At 70.9% G+C, this 22,557-nt stretch carries 22 protein-coding genes; 13 read left to right on the forward strand and 9 right to left on the reverse strand.

Annotated elements, in window-relative coordinates; translation table 11 throughout:
* Nucleotides 1-42: 42 nt before the first annotated feature.
* The 7 genes from ACWDRB_RS11070 to ACWDRB_RS11100 all read left to right on the forward strand — a co-directional run bounded on the left by ACWDRB_RS11070 (nucleotide 43) and on the right by ACWDRB_RS11100 (nucleotide 6,625).
* Nucleotides 43-672 carry a helix-turn-helix domain-containing protein gene (locus ACWDRB_RS11070; protein ID WP_350738401.1) on the forward strand — a complete coding sequence of 210 codons (630 nt, stop codon included), beginning with the start codon at nucleotides 43-45 and terminating at the stop codon, nucleotides 670-672.
* A gap of 79 nt (nucleotides 673-751) precedes the next feature.
* Nucleotides 752-1,921 (forward strand): homogentisate 1,2-dioxygenase, encoded by a 1,170-nt coding sequence (locus tag ACWDRB_RS11075; protein ID WP_350738398.1) that lies wholly within the window; start codon nucleotides 752-754, stop codon nucleotides 1,919-1,921.
* Nucleotides 1,903-2,676, forward strand: a complete 774-nt coding sequence (locus tag ACWDRB_RS11080) for a hypothetical protein (RefSeq protein WP_449892901.1) — start codon at nucleotides 1,903-1,905, stop codon at nucleotides 2,674-2,676. The genes ACWDRB_RS11075 and ACWDRB_RS11080 overlap by 19 nt, the downstream gene beginning before the upstream one ends.
* Before the next feature lie 14 nt (nucleotides 2,677-2,690).
* On the forward strand, nucleotides 2,691-3,794 hold the full coding sequence (gene fahA / locus ACWDRB_RS11085) for a fumarylacetoacetase (RefSeq protein WP_449892902.1): 1,104 nt from the start codon (nucleotides 2,691-2,693) through the stop codon (nucleotides 3,792-3,794).
* Between the two features lie 74 nt (nucleotides 3,795-3,868).
* Nucleotides 3,869-5,041 (forward strand): Ig-like domain-containing protein, encoded by a 1,173-nt coding sequence (locus tag ACWDRB_RS11090; protein ID WP_449892903.1) that lies wholly within the window; start codon nucleotides 3,869-3,871, stop codon nucleotides 5,039-5,041.
* A 72-nt stretch (nucleotides 5,042-5,113) separates the two neighbouring features.
* Nucleotides 5,114-5,545 carry an NfeD family protein gene (locus tag ACWDRB_RS11095; RefSeq protein WP_350738386.1) on the forward strand — a complete coding sequence of 144 codons (432 nt, stop codon included), beginning with the start codon at nucleotides 5,114-5,116 and terminating at the stop codon, nucleotides 5,543-5,545.
* 3 nt (nucleotides 5,546-5,548) lie between these two features.
* On the forward strand, nucleotides 5,549-6,625 hold the full coding sequence (locus tag ACWDRB_RS11100) for an SPFH domain-containing protein (RefSeq protein WP_449892904.1): 1,077 nt from the start codon (nucleotides 5,549-5,551) through the stop codon (nucleotides 6,623-6,625).
* A 155-nt stretch (nucleotides 6,626-6,780) separates the two neighbouring features.
* On the opposite strand, the gene ACWDRB_RS11105 is transcribed toward ACWDRB_RS11100, so the two are convergent.
* Together ACWDRB_RS11105 and ACWDRB_RS11110 are read right to left on the reverse strand one after the other, a co-directional pair.
* Nucleotides 6,781-7,311, reverse strand: a complete 531-nt coding sequence (locus tag ACWDRB_RS11105) for a hypothetical protein (protein ID WP_449892906.1) — start codon at nucleotides 7,309-7,311, stop codon at nucleotides 6,781-6,783.
* 37 nt (nucleotides 7,312-7,348) lie between these two features.
* Complete coding sequence (locus ACWDRB_RS11110; protein ID WP_449892907.1) at nucleotides 7,349-7,942, reverse strand: TetR/AcrR family transcriptional regulator; 594 nt, start codon at nucleotides 7,940-7,942, stop codon at nucleotides 7,349-7,351.
* 70 nt (nucleotides 7,943-8,012) lie between these two features.
* On the opposite strand from ACWDRB_RS11110, the gene ACWDRB_RS11115 reads away from it, so the two are divergent.
* Genes ACWDRB_RS11115 through ACWDRB_RS11125 form a run of 3 tightly spaced genes read left to right on the forward strand, consistent with a single transcriptional unit; the run spans nucleotide 8,013 to nucleotide 11,291 of the window.
* The gene (locus ACWDRB_RS11115; RefSeq protein ID WP_449892908.1) at nucleotides 8,013-8,741 is read left to right on the forward strand and encodes an SDR family NAD(P)-dependent oxidoreductase; all 729 of its coding nucleotides are present in this window, start codon (nucleotides 8,013-8,015) and stop codon (nucleotides 8,739-8,741) included.
* A 9-nt stretch (nucleotides 8,742-8,750) separates the two neighbouring features.
* Nucleotides 8,751-9,518 carry an alpha/beta fold hydrolase gene (locus tag ACWDRB_RS11120; protein ID WP_449892909.1) on the forward strand — a complete coding sequence of 256 codons (768 nt, stop codon included), beginning with the start codon at nucleotides 8,751-8,753 and terminating at the stop codon, nucleotides 9,516-9,518.
* 24 nt (nucleotides 9,519-9,542) lie between these two features.
* Nucleotides 9,543-11,291, forward strand: a complete 1,749-nt coding sequence (locus tag ACWDRB_RS11125) for a bifunctional metallophosphatase/5'-nucleotidase (RefSeq protein WP_449892911.1) — start codon at nucleotides 9,543-9,545, stop codon at nucleotides 11,289-11,291.
* A 7-nt stretch (nucleotides 11,292-11,298) separates the two neighbouring features.
* Here the strand turns inward: ACWDRB_RS11125 and ACWDRB_RS11130 are convergent, their stop codons facing one another.
* The 4 genes from ACWDRB_RS11130 to ACWDRB_RS11145 form a co-directional block, all read right to left on the reverse strand.
* Nucleotides 11,299-12,021, reverse strand: coding sequence for a cytochrome d ubiquinol oxidase subunit II (locus ACWDRB_RS11130; RefSeq protein ID WP_449892913.1), 723 nt, complete (start codon nucleotides 12,019-12,021; stop codon nucleotides 11,299-11,301).
* A 9-nt stretch (nucleotides 12,022-12,030) separates the two neighbouring features.
* Nucleotides 12,031-13,269, reverse strand: a complete 1,239-nt coding sequence (locus ACWDRB_RS11135) for a cytochrome ubiquinol oxidase subunit I (RefSeq protein WP_449892914.1) — start codon at nucleotides 13,267-13,269, stop codon at nucleotides 12,031-12,033.
* Between the two features lie 97 nt (nucleotides 13,270-13,366).
* Complete coding sequence (locus ACWDRB_RS11140; protein ID WP_449892915.1) at nucleotides 13,367-14,035, reverse strand: response regulator; 669 nt, start codon at nucleotides 14,033-14,035, stop codon at nucleotides 13,367-13,369.
* A complete protein-coding gene (locus tag ACWDRB_RS11145) occupies nucleotides 14,032-15,159 on the reverse strand; it encodes a sensor histidine kinase (RefSeq protein WP_449892917.1) in 1,128 nt (375 codons plus the stop codon). The genes ACWDRB_RS11140 and ACWDRB_RS11145 overlap by 4 nt, the downstream gene beginning before the upstream one ends.
* Nucleotides 15,160-15,210: 51 nt before the next feature.
* On the opposite strand from ACWDRB_RS11145, the gene ACWDRB_RS11150 reads away from it, so the two are divergent.
* Entirely contained in the window at nucleotides 15,211-15,432 is a 222-nt protein-coding gene (locus ACWDRB_RS11150) for a hypothetical protein (protein WP_350738358.1), read from the forward strand.
* On the opposite strand, the gene ACWDRB_RS11155 is transcribed toward ACWDRB_RS11150, so the two are convergent.
* A complete protein-coding gene (locus ACWDRB_RS11155) occupies nucleotides 15,401-16,327 on the reverse strand; it encodes a fatty acid desaturase family protein (protein WP_449893714.1) in 927 nt (308 codons plus the stop codon). The genes ACWDRB_RS11150 and ACWDRB_RS11155 overlap by 32 nt on opposite strands.
* A 235-nt stretch (nucleotides 16,328-16,562) precedes the next feature.
* Here ACWDRB_RS11155 and ACWDRB_RS11160 point away from each other — a divergent pair, with 235 nt between their 5' ends.
* Together ACWDRB_RS11160 and ACWDRB_RS11165 are read left to right on the forward strand one after the other, a co-directional pair.
* Nucleotides 16,563-17,402 carry a phosphotransferase enzyme family protein gene (locus ACWDRB_RS11160; protein ID WP_449892918.1) on the forward strand — a complete coding sequence of 280 codons (840 nt, stop codon included), beginning with the start codon at nucleotides 16,563-16,565 and terminating at the stop codon, nucleotides 17,400-17,402.
* Nucleotides 17,403-17,471: 69 nt separating this feature from the next.
* Complete coding sequence (locus ACWDRB_RS11165; protein ID WP_449892919.1) at nucleotides 17,472-18,788, forward strand: FAD-dependent monooxygenase; 1,317 nt, start codon at nucleotides 17,472-17,474, stop codon at nucleotides 18,786-18,788.
* On the opposite strand, the gene ACWDRB_RS11170 is transcribed toward ACWDRB_RS11165, so the two are convergent.
* Both ACWDRB_RS11170 and ACWDRB_RS11175 read right to left on the reverse strand, forming a co-directional pair.
* Complete coding sequence (locus ACWDRB_RS11170) at nucleotides 18,710-21,592, reverse strand: BTAD domain-containing putative transcriptional regulator (RefSeq protein WP_449892921.1); 2,883 nt, start codon at nucleotides 21,590-21,592, stop codon at nucleotides 18,710-18,712. The genes ACWDRB_RS11165 and ACWDRB_RS11170 overlap by 79 nt on opposite strands.
* 199 nt (nucleotides 21,593-21,791) lie before the next feature.
* Nucleotides 21,792-22,529, reverse strand: a complete 738-nt coding sequence (locus ACWDRB_RS11175; RefSeq protein WP_449892922.1) for a hypothetical protein — start codon at nucleotides 22,527-22,529, stop codon at nucleotides 21,792-21,794.
* Nucleotides 22,530-22,557 lie beyond the last annotated feature (28 nt).

Below are 22,557 nucleotides of genomic sequence, written 5' to 3' on the forward strand. Positions count from 1 at the left end.
AGTACCCTCACCAGCGCGAACAGTCACTGGATAATCGGTCGCATGGCCGCTGAATCCGCTCAGACCCTGGAACGCGGGCTTCGCCTGCTGAGACTGCTCGCCGACGGGAGGGGCGGCCGGACGCCGACCGAGCTGAGCGCCGAGCTGTCGCTGAGCCGTCCCGTGGTGTACCGGCTGCTGACGACGCTGATGAACGAGGGGTTCGTGCGGCGGGACGCCGAGGGGCGGGTGCACCTCGGGTTCGGGGTGCTGGTGCTGGCGCAGGCCGTGCAGCCGCTGCTGCGGGCCGCGGCGGTGCCGACGCTGCGGCGGCTGGCCGAGGCCGTGGGCGCGACCGCGCACCTGACCGTGGCCGAGGGCGACGACGGGCTGGCCGTGGCGGTGGTGGAGCCGTCCTGGACCGACATGCACGTGGCCTACCGCGAGGGCTCGCGCCATCCGCTGACGAAAGGCGCGGCGGGGCAGGCGATCCTGGCGCTGCGCGAGGGGCGTGACGACTACTTCGCGACGGAGGGGCAGTTGCAGGAAGGTGCGCGGGGCGTCGCCGCGCCTGTCACCGGGCTGCCCTGGTTGGAGGCGTCGGTGGGGGTGGTGACGTTCGGGCCGCTCGAGGAGTCCACGGGCCCTCGGGTGGCCGCCGCCGCCGCCGAGCTGGCCGCCGCGCTGGGTTGACATCTCCAGGCCGATGGCGGACGGTTGTTACATATAAAGGACATATCCGTCCGATAAACGGACACCATGGAGGCAGCGGATGCCGTACTACCGCGTCGTTGGGGAGGTGCCGCGCAAGCGGCACGTGCAGTTCAGACGGCCGGACGGTGGTCTCTACGCCGAGGAGCTGATGGGTGAGGAAGGCTTCTCGTCCGACTCCTCGCTGCTCTACCACCGCTACCTGCCGACCGCGATCGTCAAGGCGGAGGCGGTCACGCCGACGGTGGAGACCCGGCTGGAGCCCAACCTGCCGCTCTCACCGCGCCATTTCCGCACGCAGGAGCTGTCCAGCGCGGGCGACCTGGTCACGGGACGCATGCTGCTGGCGGGCAACGGCGACGTCCGATTGTCGTACGCCGTCAGCGACCGGCCGAGCGAGCTCTACCGCGACTCGATGGGTGACGAGTGCGTCTACGTGCAGGGCGGCCGGGTCCGCTTCGAGTCCACGTACGGCGTGATCGAGGCCGGTGAGGGCGACTACATCGTCATCCCGACCGGAACGATCCACCGCTGGGTGCCGGACGGCCAGGTCAGCGTGCTGGCCATCGAGGCGGCCGGGCACATCAGGCCGCCCAAGCGCTACCTGTCGCAGTACGGCCAGTTCCTGGAGCACGCCCCCTACTGTGAGCGCGACCTGCGCAGCCCCGCCGAGCCGTTCACGGTCGAGGGGGAGGAGGTGCCGGTGCTGGTGCGCACGCGGGGCGGGCTGAGCCGGCTGGTCTACCGCAACCACCCGTTCGACGTGGTGGGCTGGGACGGCTACCTCTACCCGTACGCGTTCAACATCAATGACTTCGAGCCGATCGTGAAGAAGACGCACGCGCCGCCGCCCGTCCACCAGACGTTCGAGGGGCCGGGGTTCGTGGTGTGCTCGTTCTGCCCGCGGCCGCTCGACTTCCACCCGGAGTCCGTGCCGATCCCGTACAACCACCACAATGTGGACTCCGACGAGTTCATGTTCTACGTGGGCGGCGACTACTCCGCGCGCAAGGGCTCGGGCATCGACATCGGCTCGATCTCGCTGCATCCCGCCGGGTTCACGCACGGGCCGCAGCCCGGTGCGGTCGAGGCGGTGATCGACGCGGTCTCCCGCGGCATCACGACGACGAGCGAGAAGGCCGTCATGGTGGACACGTTCCGCCCGCTCGACCTCGGGCAGGGCGCGCTGTCCTGCGAGGACACCGGCTACGCGTGGACCTGGTCACGATGAGCGTCTACACCGAACTCGTGGACGACGCGGGCCTGTTCCCGCCGACGTCCCTGCACATGGACGAGGCGCTGGCCCGCAACCGGCGCGACCAGGAGCACGGCAGCTCCGTGCTCACGCACCGGTTCCTGTGCCCGGCCAGCCGGCTGCACCGGCTGCGCGACATGGAGTACCGGCCGCGGCGGATCGGGCTGATCCTCGACCAGGAGGAGGTGCCCCCCTTCGACGACCTGCCCGTGGACTTCGTCGAGACCCGGCTGCCGCCGGGCCTGACGATCGAGGCGCTGGCCGGCCGGCTCCGGCTGCCGGCGGGCGTGCGGCTCTTCGTGGAGGTGGCGGCGGGGAAGGTGAGCGTCGAGGTGCCCGACGGGGTCGGGCTGAAGGTGCGCTGCGGCGGGCTGACGGCCGACACGTTCCCGCCGGCTGAGCATCTCGCGGCGTTCATCGGGTTCTGCGTCGAGCACGACATCCCGTTCAAGGCCACGGCTGGGCTGCACCACGCCGTACGCCACTTCGACCCCACGCTGGGCGTCGACCGGCACGGCTTCCTGAACCTGGTGCTCGCGGTCTGCGAGGCCGTGGACGGGCGCGACCCGGTGCCCGTGCTGCGGGCCACCGACGTCGGGCATCTCGTACGGCTCGCGCAGTCCGTACCGAGTGAGACCGCGAAACGGGCGCGGCAGCTGCTGGTGAGCTACGGCTCGTGCAGCACGAGCATCCCCGTCGAGGATCTGCGCACCCTGGGACTGATCGCGTGACGGAGGGAAATTTCGTGAGCTGGGGAGTGGACAACCTGCCCTACGGCGTGTTCTCGCGTCCGGGCCAGGCGCCCCGCGTGGGCGTCCGGTACGGCGACAAGGTGCTCGACCTGGCGCCCGCCCTGCACGACGAGGTCTTCGACGCGCCCTCGCTCAACCCGTTCATGGCCCGCGGGCGGACGGCCTGGCACGACACCAGGACGCTGATCCGCAACAAGCTCACCGGCGACCTCGCCGTGACCGAGCGGCACCTGGTCCCGCTGGAGCAGGTGCGGCTGCACATGCCGTTCGAGGTGGCCGACTACGTCGACTTCTACTGCTCGATCGACCACGCGAGCAACATCGGCCAGATCTTCCGGCCCGGCACCGAGCCGCTGCAGCCCAACTGGCGGCACCTGCCCGTCGGCTACCACGGCAGGGCCGGGACGGTCGTGGTTTCGGGCACGCCGGTCAGGCGCCCGCACGGGCAGCTCGGACGCGGGGCGTTCGGGCCGTGCGCGAAGCTGGACATCGAGGCGGAGCTGGGGTTCGTGGTGGGCGTGCCCACCGAGCTCGGCTCGCCCGCCGGGGCCTTCGAGGACCACGTGTTCGGGGTGACGCTGGTCAACGACTGGAGCGCGCGTGACATCCAGTCGTGGGAGTACGTGCCGCTCGGGCCGTTCCTGGCCAAGTCGTTCGCCACGTCGATCTCGCCGTGGATCACGCCGCTGGAGGCGCTGCCCCGCGTCCCCGGCCGTGCCCAGGACCCGGAGCCGGCCGACTACCTGCGCAGGCGGGCGGACTGGGGGCTGGACATCTCCCTTGAGGTCCTGCTCAACGGGGAGGTCGTGTCGCGGCCCCCGTACGCGAGCATGTACTGGACGCCCGACCAGATGCTCGCGCACATGACGGTGAACGGGGCCTCCCTGCGGACCGGAGACCTGTTCGCCAGCGGCACAATCTCGGGGCCCTCGCGCGGCGAGCGCGGCTCGTTCATCGAGCTGACCTGGAACGGGAGCGACCCGCTCAAGCTCGCGAACGGCGAGACGCGCTCGTTCCTGGAGGACGGGGACACGGTGACGATCCGGGCCACCGCCGGCGCCGTGACATTGGGGGAGGTTTCCGGAATTATCGGATAGGTGACTCAACGTGCTTGACCGCTGACTCGCCGCTACCCTGATGTCACCCCCTTCCCTCGGACAGCAGGAGTGACATGCGGCGGGCCGTGCTGACTTGTGTCGCCTTCCTCCTCCTGGTCTGCGGCTGCTCCTCGGCGCCGGCCACGGCCCCGTCCGCGCCCCCGGTCGTGCGGGTCTCGCCCGCGTTCGACTCCACGCGGGCCCGCACCGACCGCGGCCTGGTGGTCAGGGCCCGCGGCGGCACGCTCAGCCGGGTGCTGGTCTCGGAGGGCGGGGAGCAGGTGCCCGGCCGGCTCGACGGCTCCCACACGATGTGGCGCTCCGCCTGGACGCTCAAGCCCGCGGCCGAATACTCGGTGACGGTCACGGCGACCGGCGCCGGCGGTCCGGCCACGGTCGCCGTCGGCCGCTTCCACACCCGGGCCGCGGTCAGGTCGTTCCAGGTGGCCGCGACGGCGCCGCTGCCGGGCGAGACGGTCGGCGCCGGCATGCCGGTCGTCATCGACTTCGACACTCCGGTGGAGGACAAGGCGGCCGTCGAGCGGGCGCTGGAGGTCCAGGCGGAGACGCCGGTCGAGGGCGCGTGGCGGTGGATCAGCGACACCCAGGTGGTCTACCGCACCCGCCGGTTCTGGCCGCCCCACCAGCAGGTCACGGTCACCGCGCATCTGGCCGGCGTACGCGCGGGCAGCGGCCTCTACGGCACCACCGACTCCACCTTCGCCTTCACCGTCGGGCGCAGGCAGACCAGCACGATCGACACCCGGACCCACCAGATGGTCGTCCGCCGCGACGGTGCGATCGCGCAGCGGATGGCCATCAGCGCGGGCATGGCCACCACCCCCGAATACACCACGACCAGCGGCATCCACCTGACCATGGACAAGGGCAACCCGGTCCGCATGGTCTCCCCGGGGCGTGTCAAGGGCGACCCCGGCTTCTACGACATGCTGATCGACCACGCCGTGCGCATCTCCAACAGCGGCGAATACGTGCACGCGAAGGACAACGTGTGGGCGCAGGGCCGGGCCAACGTCAGCCACGGCTGCATCAACGCCAGGCCCGACCAGGCGGCCTGGTTCTACGAAACCTCCCTGCGCGGCGACCCGGTCACGATCGTCGGCACCGACCGGGAGCTCGGCTGGGACAACGGATGGGGTTTCTGGCAACTCCCGTGGGAGAAGTGGCGCGAGGGAAGCGCCCTGGTCGAAGCCGCTCCCGCGGGCGCACGGGTGCCACCGGGATGATTCCGGGATTACGGTAGAGAGGGGGGAACCAGTCGCGAACTCAGGCCCGTTGTCCCATCAGGAGGGCCGGACATGGATGAATGGATCATCTGGGTAATCCTCGCGGTAGTCCTCGGCGTGGCCGAAATATTCACCCTCACGGCCTCGCTCGGGCTGCTGGGTGCGGCGGCTCTGCTCACCGCCGTCACCGCCGCCATCGGGCTGCCCGTCCCCCTGCAGTTGCTCTGCTTCGCCCTGTCATCGGCGGCCGGTCTGATGGTGCTCAGACCGATCGCGATGCGCCACATCAAGCAGCCTCCGCTGCAGCGGTTCGGCGTGGAAGCACTCGTCGGCAAGCCCGCCTACGTGGTCTCGGAGGTGACGGGCCGCGACGGTCGTGTGCGCATCGGGGGCGAGGAGTGGTCGGCGCGCGCCTACGACGAGACGCTGGTGATCCCCACGGGGGCGACCGTCGACATCATCGAGATCGAAGGGGCGACAGCCCTCGTATATCCCCGGGAGTGACTCATGGATCCGCTGTTGCTGGTCGGACTGCTCGTCATACTCTTCGCGGTGTTCACCGTGCTCAAGGCGGTGCGGATCGTCCCGCAGGCGCGGGCCCGCAACGTCGAGCGCCTCGGCCGCTACCACCGCACGCTCAAGCCGGGTCTCAACTTCGTCATCCCTTACGTCGACCGCGTCTACACCATGATCGACCTGCGCGAACAGGTCGTCTCCTTCCGGCCGCAGCCCGTCATCACCGAGGACAACCTGGTCGTCGAGATCGACACCGTCCTCTACTTCCAGGTCACCGACCCGCGGGCGGCGGCGTACGAGATCGCCAACTACATCCAGGCCGTCGAGCAGCTCACCGTCACCACGCTGCGTAACGTCGTCGGCTCCATGGACCTGGAGAAGACCCTCACCTCGCGCGACACCATCAACAGCCAGCTCCGTGGCGTGCTCGACGAGGCCACCGGCAAGTGGGGCATCCGCGTCAACCGCGTCGAGATCAAGGCCATCGACCCGCCCAAGACCATCAAGGACGCGATGGAGAAGCAGATGCGGGCCGAACGCGACAAGCGCGCCGCGATCCTCAACGCCGAGGGCCAGCGGCAGTCCCAGATCCTCACGGCGGAGGGTGACAAGCAGAGCCGCATCCTGCGTGCCGAGGGCCAGCGCACCGCCGCCATCCTGGAGGCCGAAGGTCAGTCGCGCGCCATCGACCAGGTCTTCCAGGCCGTGCACCGCAACGACCCCGACCCGAAGCTGCTGGCCTACCAGTACCTCCAGGTGCTGCCGCAGCTCGCACAGGGCGACAACAACACGTTCTGGGTGATCCCGAGCGAGGTCACCTCGGCGCTGCAGGGGGTCTCGAAGGCGTTCACGGAGGCCCTGCCCCGGTCGGCGGCGACGCGGGAGGAGGCGCCGCAGACGGCGGAGTTCGACGAGGAGGTGGCCAAGGCCGCGGAGGCGGCGGCCGAGGCGGTCGCGAACGCCCAGGATGCCGAGAGCCCCGACGGCCCGCGCCAGCTCACCCAGGGCGTCGAGGAGCCGTCCCCGTTCCCCGACCTGGACCGCAAGCACACCGAGGCCGAGCGCTGACACCTCCGGCCAGGCGCCCGCCGCGGAGGCGGCGGGCGCCTGCGATTGAAGGTCGAGGAGTGAGGCTTCGCGCTCGCCGGTGAGGCTGTGAGGCTGTGAGGTCGAGGGGCGAGGTCTGAGGGGCGAGGTTTGAGGCCGACGGGTGCGGCGCGGGGTCAGGCGATGGCTTCGAACAGGTGGCGAAGCCCGTCTTCCCGATGCGCGGCTCGGGCCCGGCAGTTGAGCCTCACGAGCGCATCCGCCAGAGCGACATCCGGGTTTTCCGGCGGGATGTCATCCCCCATCCGCGTGCGCAGCCACTCGGAGATCTCGGCCCACGAGTAGAGGCGGATGTTGTCGGCCTCGATGAGGGGAGCGGGGAAACCGCCGGGGCCCCGCTGCCCCGCGGCAAGCTGGCGCAGGCTGGCCTGCGTGCGCCCGCCGTGCCGACGGGCGGCGTCTCCCAGCGTCACACCGTCGTCCTCCCCGACGGCGATAGGCCAGAGACCGGGGACCGTCTTGATCTGGGCGATCACGGAGGCGATCGCGTCCAGCATGCTGTTCGACTCGCGGTCGCACATCATGTAGACGCTGCCGTCCTTGTCTCCGGATACCGTGCAATCATCCAGACCAGCCTCGAACAGAGCATCCAGCTCTCCACCGGCAGGCGCCCGATTCAGGGCGACGTGGAAATTCCAAGTAATCATGACCCCTCAACCTAGCAACGTCCCCTACGTTCTGTAGTCACTCGAATGCAATGGGCCAGGCGGACATGGCGAGGGTGGCGATGTGGAGGAGGTCGGCCCGGGTGGCGCCGTCGCGGGACTGGGTGGACATGCCCTGGATGACGGCGGCGTAGAAGGTCGCCAGTCCCGCCGTGTCCGTACCGGCGGGAAGGCGACCGGCCGCCAGGTCGTCGTCGATGCGTGCCTTGAGCGCCGCCTTGCTGCCTTCCCTGAAGCCGCGTAGCAGCTCCTCCACCTCGGCGGACTCCGGACCGCAGTTCACCGCCGCCGTGATGATCAGGCACCCCGTCGGATGCGAGCGGCTCGAATATTCGTCGGCGGCCTCGCGCAGCACGCGCTCGATGGCCTGGCGGCCGGTCGGTTCCTCGGCGAGGGCCCGGGTCGTGAAGGCGCCGTACGTCTCCTGGTAGCGCCGCACCGCCTCCTCGAACAGCCGTCGCTTGTCGCCGAAGGCCGCGTACAGGCTGGGTGGGCGGATCCCCATGGCGGCGGTCAGCTCGGCGATCGAGGTCGCCTCGTAGCCGTGCCGCCAGAACGCGAGCAGCGCGGTCTCCAGCGCTGCCTCCCTGTCGAACGCCCGCTGTCTGGCCATGCCCCCATTCTATAGCGATCGCTATGTTATGGTTTCTGTATCGATCGCTAAAGAAAGGTGGGGTGCCGAGATGAAGACCGCGCTCGTGACGGGAGCCGGCAGGGGCATCGGCCGCGCCATCGCGCTGCGCCTGGCCGGGGACGGCTTCCGCGTGGCCGTCAACTACGCCAGGGACGAGGCGGCGGCCGAGGAGGTCGTCGGCCTGATCGAGAAGGACGGCGGCAGCGCGTTCGCCGTGAAGGCCGATCTGGGCGAGGGGAGCCAGGCGCTGACGGAGCGGCTGAAGGACGAGACGGACGTCCTCGACGTGCTGGTCAACAACGCCGGAATCGGGATGTCCCGGCCCATCGGCGAGGAGACCCCCGAGGCGTACGACCGGTTGTTCGACGTCAACGTCAAGGGGCTGTTCTTCCTCACCCAGCAGCTGCTGCCGTTGATCCCCGACGGCGGGCGGATCGTCAACATCACCTCGGGCGTGGCCCGCATCGCCTTCCCGGAGGGGATCGCGTACGCGATGACGAAGGGCGCGGTGCAGGTGTTCACGCTGGCCCTGGCCAAGGAGCTGGGCCCGCGCGGCATCACGGTCAACAACGTCGCCCCCGGCATCATCGACACCGACACCAACGCGGGCTGGTTGCGCGGCGACCCGCAGGCGCAGGCGTACGCGGCGAGCAGGCACGCCCTCAACCGGATCGGCCACGTGGACGAGATCGCGAACGCGGTGGCCTTCGTCGCCTCGCCGGAGGCGAGCTTCATCACCGGCAGCACCATCGACGCCACCGGCGGCGGAAACCTCTAGGAGCCTCGCATGCCCACGGTCACCCACAGCTCGGGCCCCGTCCACTACCGGAGGGCGGGCACCGGGCCCGGCCTCGTCATGGTGCACGGCACCGGCGGCGACGCCGTCAGCAACTACGCCCACCTCGTGCCGGAGTTCACCGGCCTGCGCACGGTCATCACCCCTGACTACGCGGGCAGCGGCCAGACCGCCGACCCGGGCGGCGACCTCACGCTCGACCTGCTCGCCGGGCAGGTCGCGGCGACGTTCGAGGGTCCGTCCGACCTCGTCGGCTTCTCGCTGGGCGCGGCCGTGGCCGTGGCGGTCGCCGCCGAGCACCCGGAGCTGGTCAGGCGGCTGGTGCTGATCGCCGGCTGGACGCACGCGGAGGACTCCCGGCTGAGCCTGGGCCTGCGCACGTGGGCCAGGCTGGCGGAGACGGACCCGGAGAGCTTCGCCGCGTTCGGGCCGCTGGTGGGGTTCGGCCCGGAGTACGTGAGCGCGGTCGGCGCGGAGGCCCTCATGGCCGGAGAGCCGCCGCACGGCGTCCGCCGCCAGATCGAGCTGGACCTGCGCCTCGACATCAGGGACCTGCTGCCGAAGGTCACCGCGCCCACGCTGGTCGTCGGCAACACCCGGGACTACCTGATCCCGGTCGAGCACGCCCGCGCGCTGCACGCCGCCCTGCCCGGCAGCGAGTACGCCGAGCTGGACAGCGGCCACGTCGTCCTGCACGAGAAACCGGCCGAAGTGACGACCCTTGTCCGAGAGTTCATCACCCGCGTATCCGCCGATTGACCGTCCTGGTTACGCTCCAGCCTCATGCAGACCAAGAATCTCGCCCTCACCGGGGCCGCCGCGTTGTGCGCGCTGGTCCTGGTGGCACCCCCCGCGCAAGCCGGCGCCGCCTCGGTCACCGTCACCGTCATGGGCACGTCCGACCTCCACAGCAACGTCCTCAACTGGGACTACTTCAAGGACGCCGCGTACGCCGACAGCGCGGGCAACAGCGTCGGCCTGGCCAAGGTCTCCTCGCTGGTCAACCAGATCAGGGCCGAGCGCGGGGCGGGCCGCACGCTGCTGTTCGACTCGGGTGACACCATCCAGGGCACCCCGCTGGCGTACTACTACGCCAAGGTCGAGCCGATCACCCAGACCGGCCAGATCCACCCGATGGCCAAGGCCATGAACGCCATCGGGTACGACGCCGTGACGCTGGGCAACCACGAGTTCAACTACGGTCTGCCGCTGCTGGCCACCTGGATCAAGCAGATGCGGGCACCGGTGCTCGGCGCGAACGCGGTCTACGCCCGGACGGGGCTGCCCGCGTACAAGCCGTTCGTGATCAAGACCATGAAGGTCAACGGCGACAAGCCGGTCAAGGTCGGCGTGCTCGGGCTGACCAACCCCGGTGTGGCCATCTGGGACAAGGCGAACGTCGAGGGCAAGCTCCGCTTCACCGACCTGGTCGAGTCGGCGAAGAAGTGGGTGCCGGTCATCCGCGGGCTGGGCGCGGACGTGGTCGTGGTGACCGCGCACGCGGGCGACAGCGGCCTGTCGTCCTACGGCGGCGACCTGCCGGTCGAGAACGCCTCCGCGATGGTGGCCGAGCAGGTGCCGGGCATCGACGCGGTGCTGTTCGGGCACGCCCACAACGACGTGCCGCAGCGGTTCGTCACGAACAAGGTCACCGGGCAGCAGGTGCTGCTGACCGAGCCGGGCAGGTGGGGCCAGCGCCTGTCGAGGCTGGACTTCCAGCTCACCAAGCAGCACGGCAGGTGGGTGGTCACCGGCAAGTCCGCCGCCACGATCAATACCAACACGGTCCAGGAGGACCCGAAGATCGTCCAGCTGCTCAAGCCGCAGCACGACACGACCGTGGGTTACGTGAACAAGGTCGTGGCCAAGTCGTCGCAGGCGCTGTCGGCCGCGGAGTCGCCGTACAAGGACACGCCGATCCTGGACTACATCCAGCAGGTGCAGGTGGAGACGGTCAAGCAGGCGCTGCCGGACAACACGCTGCCGGTGCTGTCGATCGCGGCGCCGTTCAGCCGCAGCGCCGTCTTCCCCGCCGGCGACATCCGCGTCAGGGACGTGGCCGGCCTGTACGTCTACGACAACACGCTGCTGGCGGTGAAGCTGACCGGCGCGCAGATCAAGGACTACCTGGAGTACTCCGCCAAGTACTTCAACCAGCTCGCTCCCGGCGACCCGGTGGACGTGACCAAGCTGACGAACGCCGGCAACACCCCCGACTACAACTACGACCAGCTCTCCGGGGTGTCGTACGACATCGACATCTCGAAGCCGGTGGGCCAGCGGATCGCCAACCTGTCCTACGACGGCGCGCCGGTCCCGGCCGGCAAGGAGTTCGTGGTCGCGATCAACAACTACCGGCAGTCGGGCGGCGGCGGCTTCCCGCACGTCACCGGCGCGCCGGTGCTCTACAACGCGCAGGTGGAGATCCGGCAGGCGCTGATCGAGTACGCCACCGCGAAGGGCACCATCGACCCGAGCGGGTTCGCCGTCCAGAACTGGAAACTGACCAGGGACGGGGTTCCCGTCTTCTGACCCGCCGTCACAGATAGGACGGCCCCGTGACCCGATGCCTGAACGTCCACCACACCCAGCCCTGGGCGGCCACCAGCAGCGGGATGAGTGTCAGGATCACCGGCACCAGCACGGGGCCGGAGGTGCCGGGCTCCAGCGGCAGCCGGAGCCCGGCCAAAATCCCCACCGCCGTCAGCGCGGCGGCCGTCAGCAGGTAGGTGCGGGCCTCGCCCGCCCCGCCCGACAGCAAGGCCGCCCGCTCCCGCAGCGTCCCGCGCAGCCGCAGGGCCGCGAACGCCAGCCCGTGCGTGGCGAACAGCACGGCCACCATGAGGGCGGACGCCATGCCGACCAGTACGTGGCTCAGCAGCGCCCCCCAGCTCAGCGCCAGCCCCCAGCTCCCGGCCACGATCGCGCCGTCCCAGAACGTCTGCCACCGCGGCCCCGGCATCCGCCCCCGCAACCACAGCCCCATGTCACGCACGACCCACGACAGGACCAGTGCCACGACGACCGTGTAGTTGCCGCTCAGCAGCTCGCCCTCCAGCTCGGGGAACAGCCCGGCCAGCACGCCCGCCGTGGCGACCAGCCACACCTCGTTACCCAGGAAGAACGGCGCGATGGCGGCGATCACCTCGCGGCGCTCGGCCGCCGTCCGGCCCAGATACGGCAGCACCATGCCGACCCCGATGTCGGCCCCGGCCAGCACGAGGTAGCCGAGCGCGAAGAAGGCCAAGACGAAGATCTCCATGACGGCTCCTCAGAAGCTCAGTGCGGGGGTGGCGGGGGCGCCCAGCGACTCCGAGCCGGGCCCGCGGCGGGCGTGCCTGGCCAGCAGCCAGTAGTTGATCGCGATCAGCACCGCGAACACCGTGGCGAAGGCGATGATCGAGAAGCGCATCTGGGCCGCGGTCACCGGTGACATCGCGTCGGCCGTCCTCAGCAGCCCGAACACGGCCCACGGCTGGCGTCCCAGCTCCCGGAAGATCCAGCCGGCCAGCATGGTCACGAACGGGACCGGGATCATCAGGGTCAGCAGCCAGTGCCACGGCCTGAATCCGCGTACGACGGGCCGGATGAGCATCAGCACGAAGCTCAGCGCCGCGACCACGGTCATCACCAGCCAGAGCAGCATCATCGTGATGCCCGCCGCCTGCACGGGACCGACGGGCGGCAGGTAGTCGCCGGGGCCGTGCGCCGCCACCATCTGGGCCTGCGCCTCGGCCAGCCGGTCCGGATCGCCCGTCCACGCCGCCGATTTGGTCGGCTGCAGGGTCTGGAACGAGATCCCGCCGAAGGTCACGGTGAAGAACAGCGCGGGCAGCGCCACACCGATCCCGATGCGCAGCGACTTGCGGAAGAAGTCCTGCTCGGCGGTGCGCTTACGCAGGTGGTACGCGCTCACCCCGGCCATGAAGAACCCGCCGGTGATCATCGCCCCGCCCATCACGTGCCCGAACGCGATCAGCGCGGCCGGATTGCCCACCATGGCCCCGAGGTCCGCCAGTCGCAGCACGCCGCCGTCCAGCACGTGGCCGACCGGGTGCTGCAGGAAGCCGTTCGCGACCATGATCCAGAACGCCGACGCGTACGCGGTCAGCGTCACGACCCAGATCACCGCCAGGTGGGCCCACCGGTTCAGCTTGTCCCAGCCGAAGATCCACAGGCCCAGGAACGTGGACTCGACGAAGAACGCCACCAGCGTCTCGATGGCCAGCGCCGACCCGAAGACGTTGCCCGCGTACTCCGTGAGCCCGCTCCACGACAGCCCGAGCTGGAACTCCATGACCAGCCCCGTGACGATGCCCATCGCGTAGTTGATGATGTAGAGCTGGCCCCAGAACCGCGTCATCCGCAGATGCACGGGATCGCCGCTGAAGGTGGCCCGGGTCTGGATGACGGCGACCAGCGTCGCCAGGCCGAGCGTCAGCGCCACGAACAGGAAGTGCGCGCCCGCCGTGAGCGCGAACTGCAGGCGGGCCAGGTCCACGGTGTCCATGCCCCAGAGCGTCCCGGTACGGCTTCGCCCGCCGCGTCATGCCCGGGCGGCAACCCGGCGTACATCCCGGGTCGCACGAGGGCTCCCGGGCTACGACTCAGGGAGTAGCCCAGCCCGGGATGATCACGCCGGCCTCGTACGCGATGATCACGAGCTGGGCCCGGTCGCGGACCGACAGCTTGGTCATGATGCGGCTGACGTGCGTCTTCGCCGTGGCGGGGCTGAGCACGAGCCGAGCCGCGATCTCGTCGTTCGACAGGCCGCAGGCGACCAGCGCCATGACCTCGCGCTCGCGTTCGGTGAGCGCGTTCAGCTCGGGGCCGGGCTCGGGGCGCTTGACCCGGCCGGCGAACTCGGCGATCAGCCGCCGCGTGATCGACGGCGCGATCAACGCGTCGCCCCTGGCCACGACCCTGACGGCGTGGATCAGCTCGGCCGGCTCGGTGTCCTTGACCAGGAAGCCGCTCGCGCCGGCGCGCAGCGCGCCGTACACGTAGTCGTCCAGGTCGAACGTGGTCAGGATGATCACCTTGACGTTCTCGAGCCGGGGGTCGCCGGAGATCTGCCGGGTGGCCTCCAGGCCGTCGAGCTCCGGCATGCGGATGTCCATGAGCACCACGTCGGGGTGGTGCTCGCGGGCTCCGGCCACGGCCGCCGCGCCGTTGGCGGCCTCGGCGACGACCTCGAAGTCGTCCTCGTCGCTGAGTATGGACCGGAACCCGGCCCGTACCAGGGTCTGGTCGTCGGCGAGCAGTACGCGGATCATCGAGCCCCATTCCCGAGCGGCAGCCGGGCGACGACGCTGAAGCCGCCCTCGGGACGCGGGCCCGCCTCCAGGGTGCCGCCGAGCGCGGTGGCGCGCTCGCGCATGCCCTGCAGGCCGAAGCCGCTGCCCCCGTCGTACGTGGCGCCCGGCCCGTCATCCTCCACACGGATCATGATATTTCCGGACGTGTTGTTGATAGTGAGGGTGGCCTGCTTCGCACCGGAATGGCGGGAGACGTTAGTCAGCGCCTCCCTCACGATGCGGGCGGCGGCCAGGTCCACCTCGGTCGGCACGGCGTCGAGCGGCCCCGACAGATCCGTGCGCACCTCCAGCCCCGACGCCGCGACCAGCGCGTCCACCCGGGACAGGCTGTCGGCGGGGGCGGTCGGCGCGTCCTCGTCCACCTGGCGCAGCACGCCCAGCGTGGTCCGCAGCTCGCGCAGCGTCTCCTTGCTGGTGTCCTTGATCGTCCGCAGTGCCGTCTCGGCGTCTTCCGGCCGCTTCCTGAGCCCGTGCAGCGCCGCCGCGGCCTGCACGTTGATCATGGAGACGTTGTGCCCGAGCACGTCGTGCAGCTCGCGCGCGATCCGCAGCCGCTCCTCGCTCGCCCGCCGCCTGGCCTCCTCCTCCTTGCTGTGCTCGGCTTCGAGCGCGCGCTGCTCGACAGCCTGCAGGTAGAGGCGGCGGCTGCGGGTGACGCTGCCGAACGCGACCGCCGCCACCTCCCAGCCGGCGATCATGAGGAACAGGCTGTTCTCGACGTGCCGGACGCCGCTGGTCTCGCCGAGCCCCATGCCCAGCAGCGACGCCGCCCCGATGGCGATGGCCGCGGTGAGGTGGCCCTTCTCGGCCGCCGTGTAGAGGTTGACGAACGGCAGGATGACGACGGGCCCGTCGAGCCCCGCGTACCGGTAGTAGGCGGCGACGCAGACCATCACCAGGAGCAGCGCCCCGACGGGATAGCGCTCCCGCAGCAGCAGGCCGCAGCAGGCGATGATCGGCAGCACCACGTCGAGGACGTTGGTCTGCGTCTGGCCCCTGGTCACGTAGGTGATGGCCATGCCGACCAGCAGACCCGCGATCACCACGAGTGACACGATCATGCTGGTCGACGGCTTGCGCATGCTCCCATTCTGGGGGGTAATCGCCGGGGCGCATCTGGGTAGAGCACGTAAATGAGCACAAAGGACGACCTGCGGCAGGTCGAAGAGGACCTGGCCCGGCTGAGGGCCGAGAACCAGGACCTCCGCAACCAGAGTCGCGACATGGGCGCGACCGACCAGGTGGAGATCTCGGCGTTGATCAGCCAGGCGGACGAGCAGGAGGAGCTGATCGCTCAGCTCGAGGGCCGCCGCGACTCGCTGCTCAGGCGCCTGGAGTCGGAAGGGGGCGCCTGAGCGCGGCGCCGACCTCGTGCAGGTGGCGTAGTGCCTGCCCGTACGACTCGATCAGGCCGGTCTGGAGGTAGTCGACGCCGATCTCCGCGCAGTACCGCTCGACGATCGGCTGCGCCCTGCGCAGGTTGGGGGCCGGCATGTTGGGGAAGAGATGATGCTCGATCTGGTAGTTGAGCTGGCCGAGCGCCACGTCCGCGAACAGGCCGCCCCGTACGTTCCGCGAGGTCAGCACCTGCTTGCGGAGGAAGTCCAGCTTGTCCTCCGCGGTCAGGATTGGCATGCCCTTGTGGTTGGGCGCGAACGTGCACCCCAGGTAGATCCCGAACACTCCCTGGTGCACGATCAGGAACAGCAGTGCCTTGCCGACCGGCAGGATGGTGAAGACCAGGCCGAAGTAGAGCACGAAGTGCGTGAGGAGCATCGTCAGCTCCGACCCGCGCCGCTTGGCCTCGGGCTGGAACAGGGCCTTGACGCTGGCGATGTGAAGGTGCCAGGCCTCGAGCGTCAGCAGCGGGAAGAACCAGTAAGCCTGATATTTCGCGACAAATCGCGGTAGGCCGATGCTCCTGGCGACCTGCTCCTCCGACCAGACGATCACGGCGGGGGAGACGTCGGGGTCGTGGTCCTCGTGGTTGGGGTTGGCGTGGTGGCGGTTGTGCTTGGTGGTCCACCAGCCCCAGCCGAGCCCGATGGCGAGGTTGCCGATGATCAGGCCCGCGACGTCGCTGGGCCGTCGCGTCCTGAAGACCTGCCGGTGCCCGAGATCGTGGGCCAGGAACCCGAGCTGCGCGAAGACGACCGCCAGCGCGACGGCCACGAGAAGCTGCAGCCACGAGTCGCCGAGCCAGACGAACAGCGCCCAGCCGCCGAGGTAGACGGCGGCCATGATGGTCATCCGGATCGCGTAATAAAAGGGACGCCGGTCAAGAAGACCGGCGTCCGTGATCTGACGGGCTAGTCGGGCGAAGTCGCTGCCTCTGGTGTCGAGCCTGCCGGGACTGGCCACGGGTCTCCTTACAAGTGCGAGGTAGGTGACCCTAACCTTTGCGCATCGAGGACGGATCCGGAAGCATAGGCTTTACGGAGTGATCTATGCCGATACCCCGCTTACTCCTGAAATCCGTGCAATCGTGGCCCTGACGTGGGACGTCACGGGGAATGATGAACGATTGCACGGTGGCGAGGAATCCGCCGCGTACCGGCTTGACGGCCATGTTATCCGCGTCGGACCGGTGGGGCGCACAGCCGCCGAGTGCGAGTGGTGTCACGCGATCGCCCGCCACGCCGCCGGCACGCTCCCCGAGGCCGTCGCACCCGTGCCGGCCCGCGACGGAGCGACGGTCGTCATGGTGGCGGGCCGCCCGATCTCCTGCTGGCCGTACGTCGAGGGCGAGTGGCCGGACTCCGACGTGCCCGCCCAGCGCGCGGCGGGCGCCCGCCTGCTGGCCAGGCTGCACGAGTCGCTGGCCACGTTCCGCCCGCCGCCGCGTCCGGTGCCCGCCTTCCAGGAGTCCGGCCTGTACGGCGACCCGCCCCAGGACGCCCTCGAACTGGACGACCCCGCCCTCGACCGCTGGCTGGCGGAGTTCCACGCCCGCCACCCGCTGCGCCACCCCCTCCACGGCGACTACTACACCGGCAACACCCTCGCCAGGGACGGCGGGATCGTGGCGGTGCTCGACTGGGACGAGACCTTCGTCGGCGCCCCGGAGGTGGAGCTGGCCGCCGCCGCGCTCGAATGGGGGGACGACGAGCTGGGGCCGAGCCGGGCGTTCGTGGCGGCGTACCACGAGGCCGGGGGCACCGCCGGAGAGCTGGACGAGGAGGCGCTGGCCCAGCTCATCAGGCACAAGCTCCGCAGGGAGTACGCCTACTTCCGCAAAGCGGTGCGCGCGGGGGTGCGGCACGACGAGGACGACCTCGAATACCACCGCGACCGCGTGGCGCTGTTCCACAAGCTCCGTCCGTGAAAGGGCCCGGAAAAGGGCATGGCAGCGGCTGACAGAGATCTGGCAGTGCCCCCAGGCATCGTCCTGGGCATGACACACGTGCTGATCGTCGGCTCCGGGCCGACCGGACTGACCCTGGCCATCGAGCTGGCCCGCAGAGGCGTCGACCTCCGCATCGTCGAGAAGTCGCCGCAGCCGCCCGCGGGCGTGCGCGGCAAGGGCCTGCAGCCGCGCACGCTGGAGGTCTTCGACGACCTCGGCGTGGTCGACGAGATCCTCGCCACCGGCCGCGAGTACCCGAGCCTGCGCAGCTACCAGGGCGACCAGGTGGTCTGGGAGGGCCGGATGGACGAGATCCGGGAGCCGTCCGCCGACGTGCCGTACCCCAACCTGATCATGCAGCCGCAGTGGCGGACCGAGCAGATCCTGCGCGACCGGCTGGCCGAGCTGGGGCACGAGGTCGAGTTCGGGGTCGAGGTGACCGGCTTCGAGCAGGACGAGGACGGCGTGACCGTCACCCTGGGCAGCGGCGAGCAGGTCCGCTGCGCGTACCTGGTGGGCGCGGACGGCGGTCGCAGCGTCGTACGCAAGCAGCTGGGCGTCGGCTTCGTCGGCGACACGTTCGAGAGCGAGCGCATGCTGCTGGCCGACGTCAAGACCAGTGACCTGGACCGCGAGCACTGGCACGTGTGGGGCTCGCCGGCCGAGCAGAAGGTCCACTTCACGCTCTGCCCGCTGCCGAACACCGACGTCTTCCAGCTCGTCGCCCCGTACACCGGTGACGACGACCTGATCGCGCTCGTCGCCGAGCACGCGCCGCACGTGCGGATCGAGGAGATCCTGTGGCGGTCCGAGTACCGCGTCAACATCCGCATGGCCGACCGGTTCCGGGTCGGCCGGGTGTTCCTGGCAGGCGACGCGGCCCACGTGCACACTCCGGCGGGCGGCCAGGGACTCAACACCGGCGTGCAGGACGCCTACAACCTGGGCTGGAAGCTGGCCATCGGCGCCGAGGCGCTGCTGGACACGTACGAGGACGAGCGGATGGCGGTGGCCGCGCACGTGCTGGGCCTCAGCACCCGCCTGTACCGGGAGCAGGACAACAAGCGCGGCGACGACACCAACCAGCTCGGCCTGGCCTACCTCGGCAGCCCGCTGTCCGTGGGCGGGCGCGGCGGCGAACGGCTCGGGGCGCTCTTCGCCGAGCAGCGCGGCACCGGCTTCCTGCTGCTGGCCGACACGGAGACGGCGTACCCGTTCACGGTGCTCCCACGGCTCGACGGCCAGGAGGGCGTCATCCTCGTCCGCCCCGACGGCTACATCGGCTATCACGGGGACGAGAGCGGCCTCAGCGCGTACCTCTCCGGGTTCGGGATCGACGCGCCCCTCGCCGACGCCTCGCGGTAGCCGTGCTCGCCCAGCGCGGCCCGGCACTTGGCGGCCAGCTCGTTGACGTGAGGATCGGCGGACTCGCCGATCCCTCTCAATGCCCGCGCGGCGCCGAGCAGCTCGGCGGCCGCCTCCGGCTCCAGGTGCTCGGCCACCCCTTCCAGCACGGTCGCCCGCGCGGTCCTGTCGGAGCACGTGGCCATCAGCTCCAGGGCCCGGCGCAGCGGCTCGCGAGGCTCGCGGACCCGGGCGAGCTCGACGTTCATGTACGCCCTGAGCTGGGCTGACACCTCGACGTCGAGCGCCAGCGCCGCCTCCAGCAGCCGGGCGGCCTCCTCCGGGCGGCCGGTGCGCCTGGCCAGCTCGGCCCTGGCGTGCATGACCCTGGCCACGATCGCCTGGTCGTCGGACCGCACGGCCGACTCCCACGCCTGTCCGAGCGCGCGGGCCGCTCCGGCATGATCGCCCGCCCGCCCTTTGAGCTGGCCGACCCGGATCAGGAACGTCATCGGCCCGAGCGGCGTGTCGAGCCCGGACAGCTCGGCGGCCAGCCGCTCCGGCTCCTCGGCCAGGGTTACCGCCGTGGCGAAGTCCCCGTGGTTCTCCGCGACCAGCGACAACCAGAAGAGCCCGGCCCACTGCCCCCACCGGTCCCCGACGGCCCTGAACCCGTCGACCGCCGGCACCAGCAGGTCCTCGGCCCCGGCCACCGCCCCGTACTCGAACCGCACGATGCCGGTGGCCAGCAGCGCCGCCGACCTCGTCCACAGGTCGGGATGGTCGCGCAGCCGCCCCGACTGCCGCTCGGTGAGGCTCACCACGTCGGCGGGCGTCCCGACCCCGGCCAGCGCCCACGAGTTCAGGGCGGCGGGATGGTCGGACTCCAGCACCGCCTCGGTCGGCGCGAACCCCGCCAGCACCCGGCAGATCCCGTGCGCCAGCTCCCGCCCCGGCGGCGGCGTGTCGCCCACTCTTCGCAGCACCGACGCGGCCTGCTCGTTGATCTCGCGATGCCGGCCGCGGATGATCCACGACCAGAGCCGCGGCAGGATCACCCGGAGCGGGTCGTCGGAGTGGCGCAGCGCCGCGTCCAGGTTGCCCTGCTCGGCGTCCAGCACGGCCAGCCACTTGAGCTGTTCGCCGGTCCGCAAGTGAGGGTCGGCGGTCTCGGCCAGCTCGGTGTAGTAGCGGGCGTGGGCCTGGCGCAGCTCGGGGAGGTCGGCGGCGGCGTACTGCCTGATGGTCTCCAGCATCGTGTAGCGGTCGCCGGAGACCGCGATGAGCGACTTGTCCACCAGCGAGGAGAGCAGGTCGAGGTCGCCGCCGCAGACCTGGGAGATCGCCTCGTACGTGGCGCCGCCCGAGAACACCGTCAGGCCCCTGAGCAGCTCGCGCTCGCGGTCGGAGAGCAGGTTCCAGCTCCAGTCGATGACCGCGCGCATGGTGCGGTGGCGCGGCTCCGACGTACGGCCGCCGCGGAAGGCCAGCCGGTCGCCGAGCTGCCGCACCAGGACGGACAGCGGCATCGTACGCAGGCGCGCGGCGGCCAGCTCGATGGCCAGCGGGATGCCGTCCAGCTCGCGGCAGATCCGCGCTGCCTCTTCTGGTGCTACCCGCAGGTCGGGCCGGGCGGCGGCGGCCCGTTCCGCGAACAGCTCGGCCGCCTTCCCCTCGGGCAGCGGCAGCACGTGGTGCAGGGTCTCGCCGGGGATGTCGAGCGGCTCCCTGCTGGTGGCGAGGATCCGCAGGCCCGCCACCTCGGACAGCAGCGTACGGGCCGTCGTGGCGGCCTCCTCGATCACGTGCTCGCAGTTGTCCAGCACGATCAGCGGCGCGGTGCCGCGCAGGGCCCTGACCGGGTCGGTCGTCCTGAGCGCGCCCTCCAGGGCGGCCCGTACGCCGGTGGCGGTGGCGAGCTCGACCAGCCACACGCCGTCCGGCACGTGCAGGCCCGCGGCCACCTCCACGGCCAGCCGCGTCTTCCCCGCGCCGCCCGGCCCCACGAGCGTGACCAGCCTGGCCCTGCCGAGCCGGCCCTTCAGCCGGGACATGTCCTCGGAGCGGCCCACGAAACTCGTGAGGCGGGCGGGCAGGTTGCTCTTCGGCTCGGCGTCCCGCAGCGCCTCCAGATGGGCTTCCCGCAGCTCGGGCCCCGGGTCCACGCCCAGCTCCTCGGCCAGGGCCGCCTTGATCCGCTCGAAGAGCGCGAGCGCTTCGGCCCGCCGGCCCTGGGTGGTGAGGGCGCGCATGAGCAGGGCGTGGAACGGCTCCCGTAAGGGATGCGCGGCAACCAACCCCTCCAACTCCGCCACCAGCCCAGCCCCCCGTTCGGGGTGGTCGGCGGTCGGGGCAGCGGCCGGATCGGTGGTGGTCGTCGTGCTCAGGTCGGCGGCGATCCTCGTGGCCAGGGCGGTCAGGCGCAGCTCCTCCAGGCGGGCAGCCGGGGCCGTGGCGAAGGGCAGATCGGCCGCGTCGGCCAGCGCCGGACCCCGCCACAACGCCAGTGCCCGGTGCACGTCACCGGCCCGTACGAGCCGCTCAAACGCCCACGCGTCCACCTCACCCGGCGGCACATCCAACGCATATCCGGCGGGATGGGACGAGATCACGCCCGGCGCCTCCCTGCGCGCCCTGGACACCAGCGACTGCAGCGCCGCCATCGGATGCGCCGGCGCCTCACCCGGCCACAGGTCGTCGATCAGCCTGTCCGTGGTCACGACGCGTCCGGGGTCGAGCGCCAGCCGCACCAACAGCGCCCGCACCCGGGCACCGCCGACCGCGCACCCCGCCACCTGAAGCGGCCCCAGAATCCCGACCCGCATCCACCCTCCCCGCCCGGACTCCAGCGTACGCACCCCACACCCTCCCACCGCAGCCCCATCCCCTTCCGCACTTCGGCCGGGGTCCTTGGGGAGGGGGTCGGGTGGCCCGGCTATCGCGCCCCGCGCCCGCGCCCCGCCCCCGCACTTCGGGCCCCCGCGCCTCGCGCTCGGTGGTCTGGGCTTCGGGGCGGGACGGGGGTCAGGGGGTGAGGTGGGAGTCGAGGAGGTCGGCTGGGAGGTGGGGGACGGTGGCTTCGGTGAACTCGGGGAGTCCCACCACCAGCCCGTCCTCCCCGACCCCCAGCCCCGCCTTGGCCGGGTGCTTGCGGATGTGCCGGGGCTCGAAGTTGTAGAAGCTGCCCGTCCCGTAGTCGATCCGTACGCTCTCCAGCGACGGCCGCGCGCTGGCCAGGCACGCCCCCATCGGCAGGCCCAGGTCGGTCGGGGAGGTCAGGGTGTGGAGGTTGCCGGCCACGACCAGCGCGGGTTCGGCGTGGGCCGCCAGCACCCGTTGCGCCATCAAGGCGTCGCGCTGCGACCAGTCGCCCGTGTTCGTCCACCCGTCGAACAACGTGACCCGTAGCCCCGGCACGGCTCGCAGCACCGCGAGGTGGCCGGCGGTGATGGCGCCGCTGCCGAGCCACCAGAGCGGGTGGTCCAGCCCGGTCCCGTCGGTGAGGTAGCGGTCGAGCTGCGGCTTCAGCTCCTCGGGCCATTCCAGGGCGAGGCTGGTCAGGCCGAGCAGCCGCATGAGGCCGAGGATGACGAGCGGGTTCTCCCTGACCCCGTGCACCTCGCCGAGGAGCAGCAGCCCGCACGCGTCGAGCGACCGTCTGGCCCGGTCGAGCGCCGCCGCCTCGACGGGCAGCTCGTACGCGTCCGGATCGAACTCCGCGACCGCCAGCAGGAGGCCGTCCATCGTGTCGACGCCTGGCATGCCTCCACACTCTTCGCCCGGCCCCTCC

It is taken from the genome of Nonomuraea sp. NPDC003707 (genome assembly GCF_053587055.1).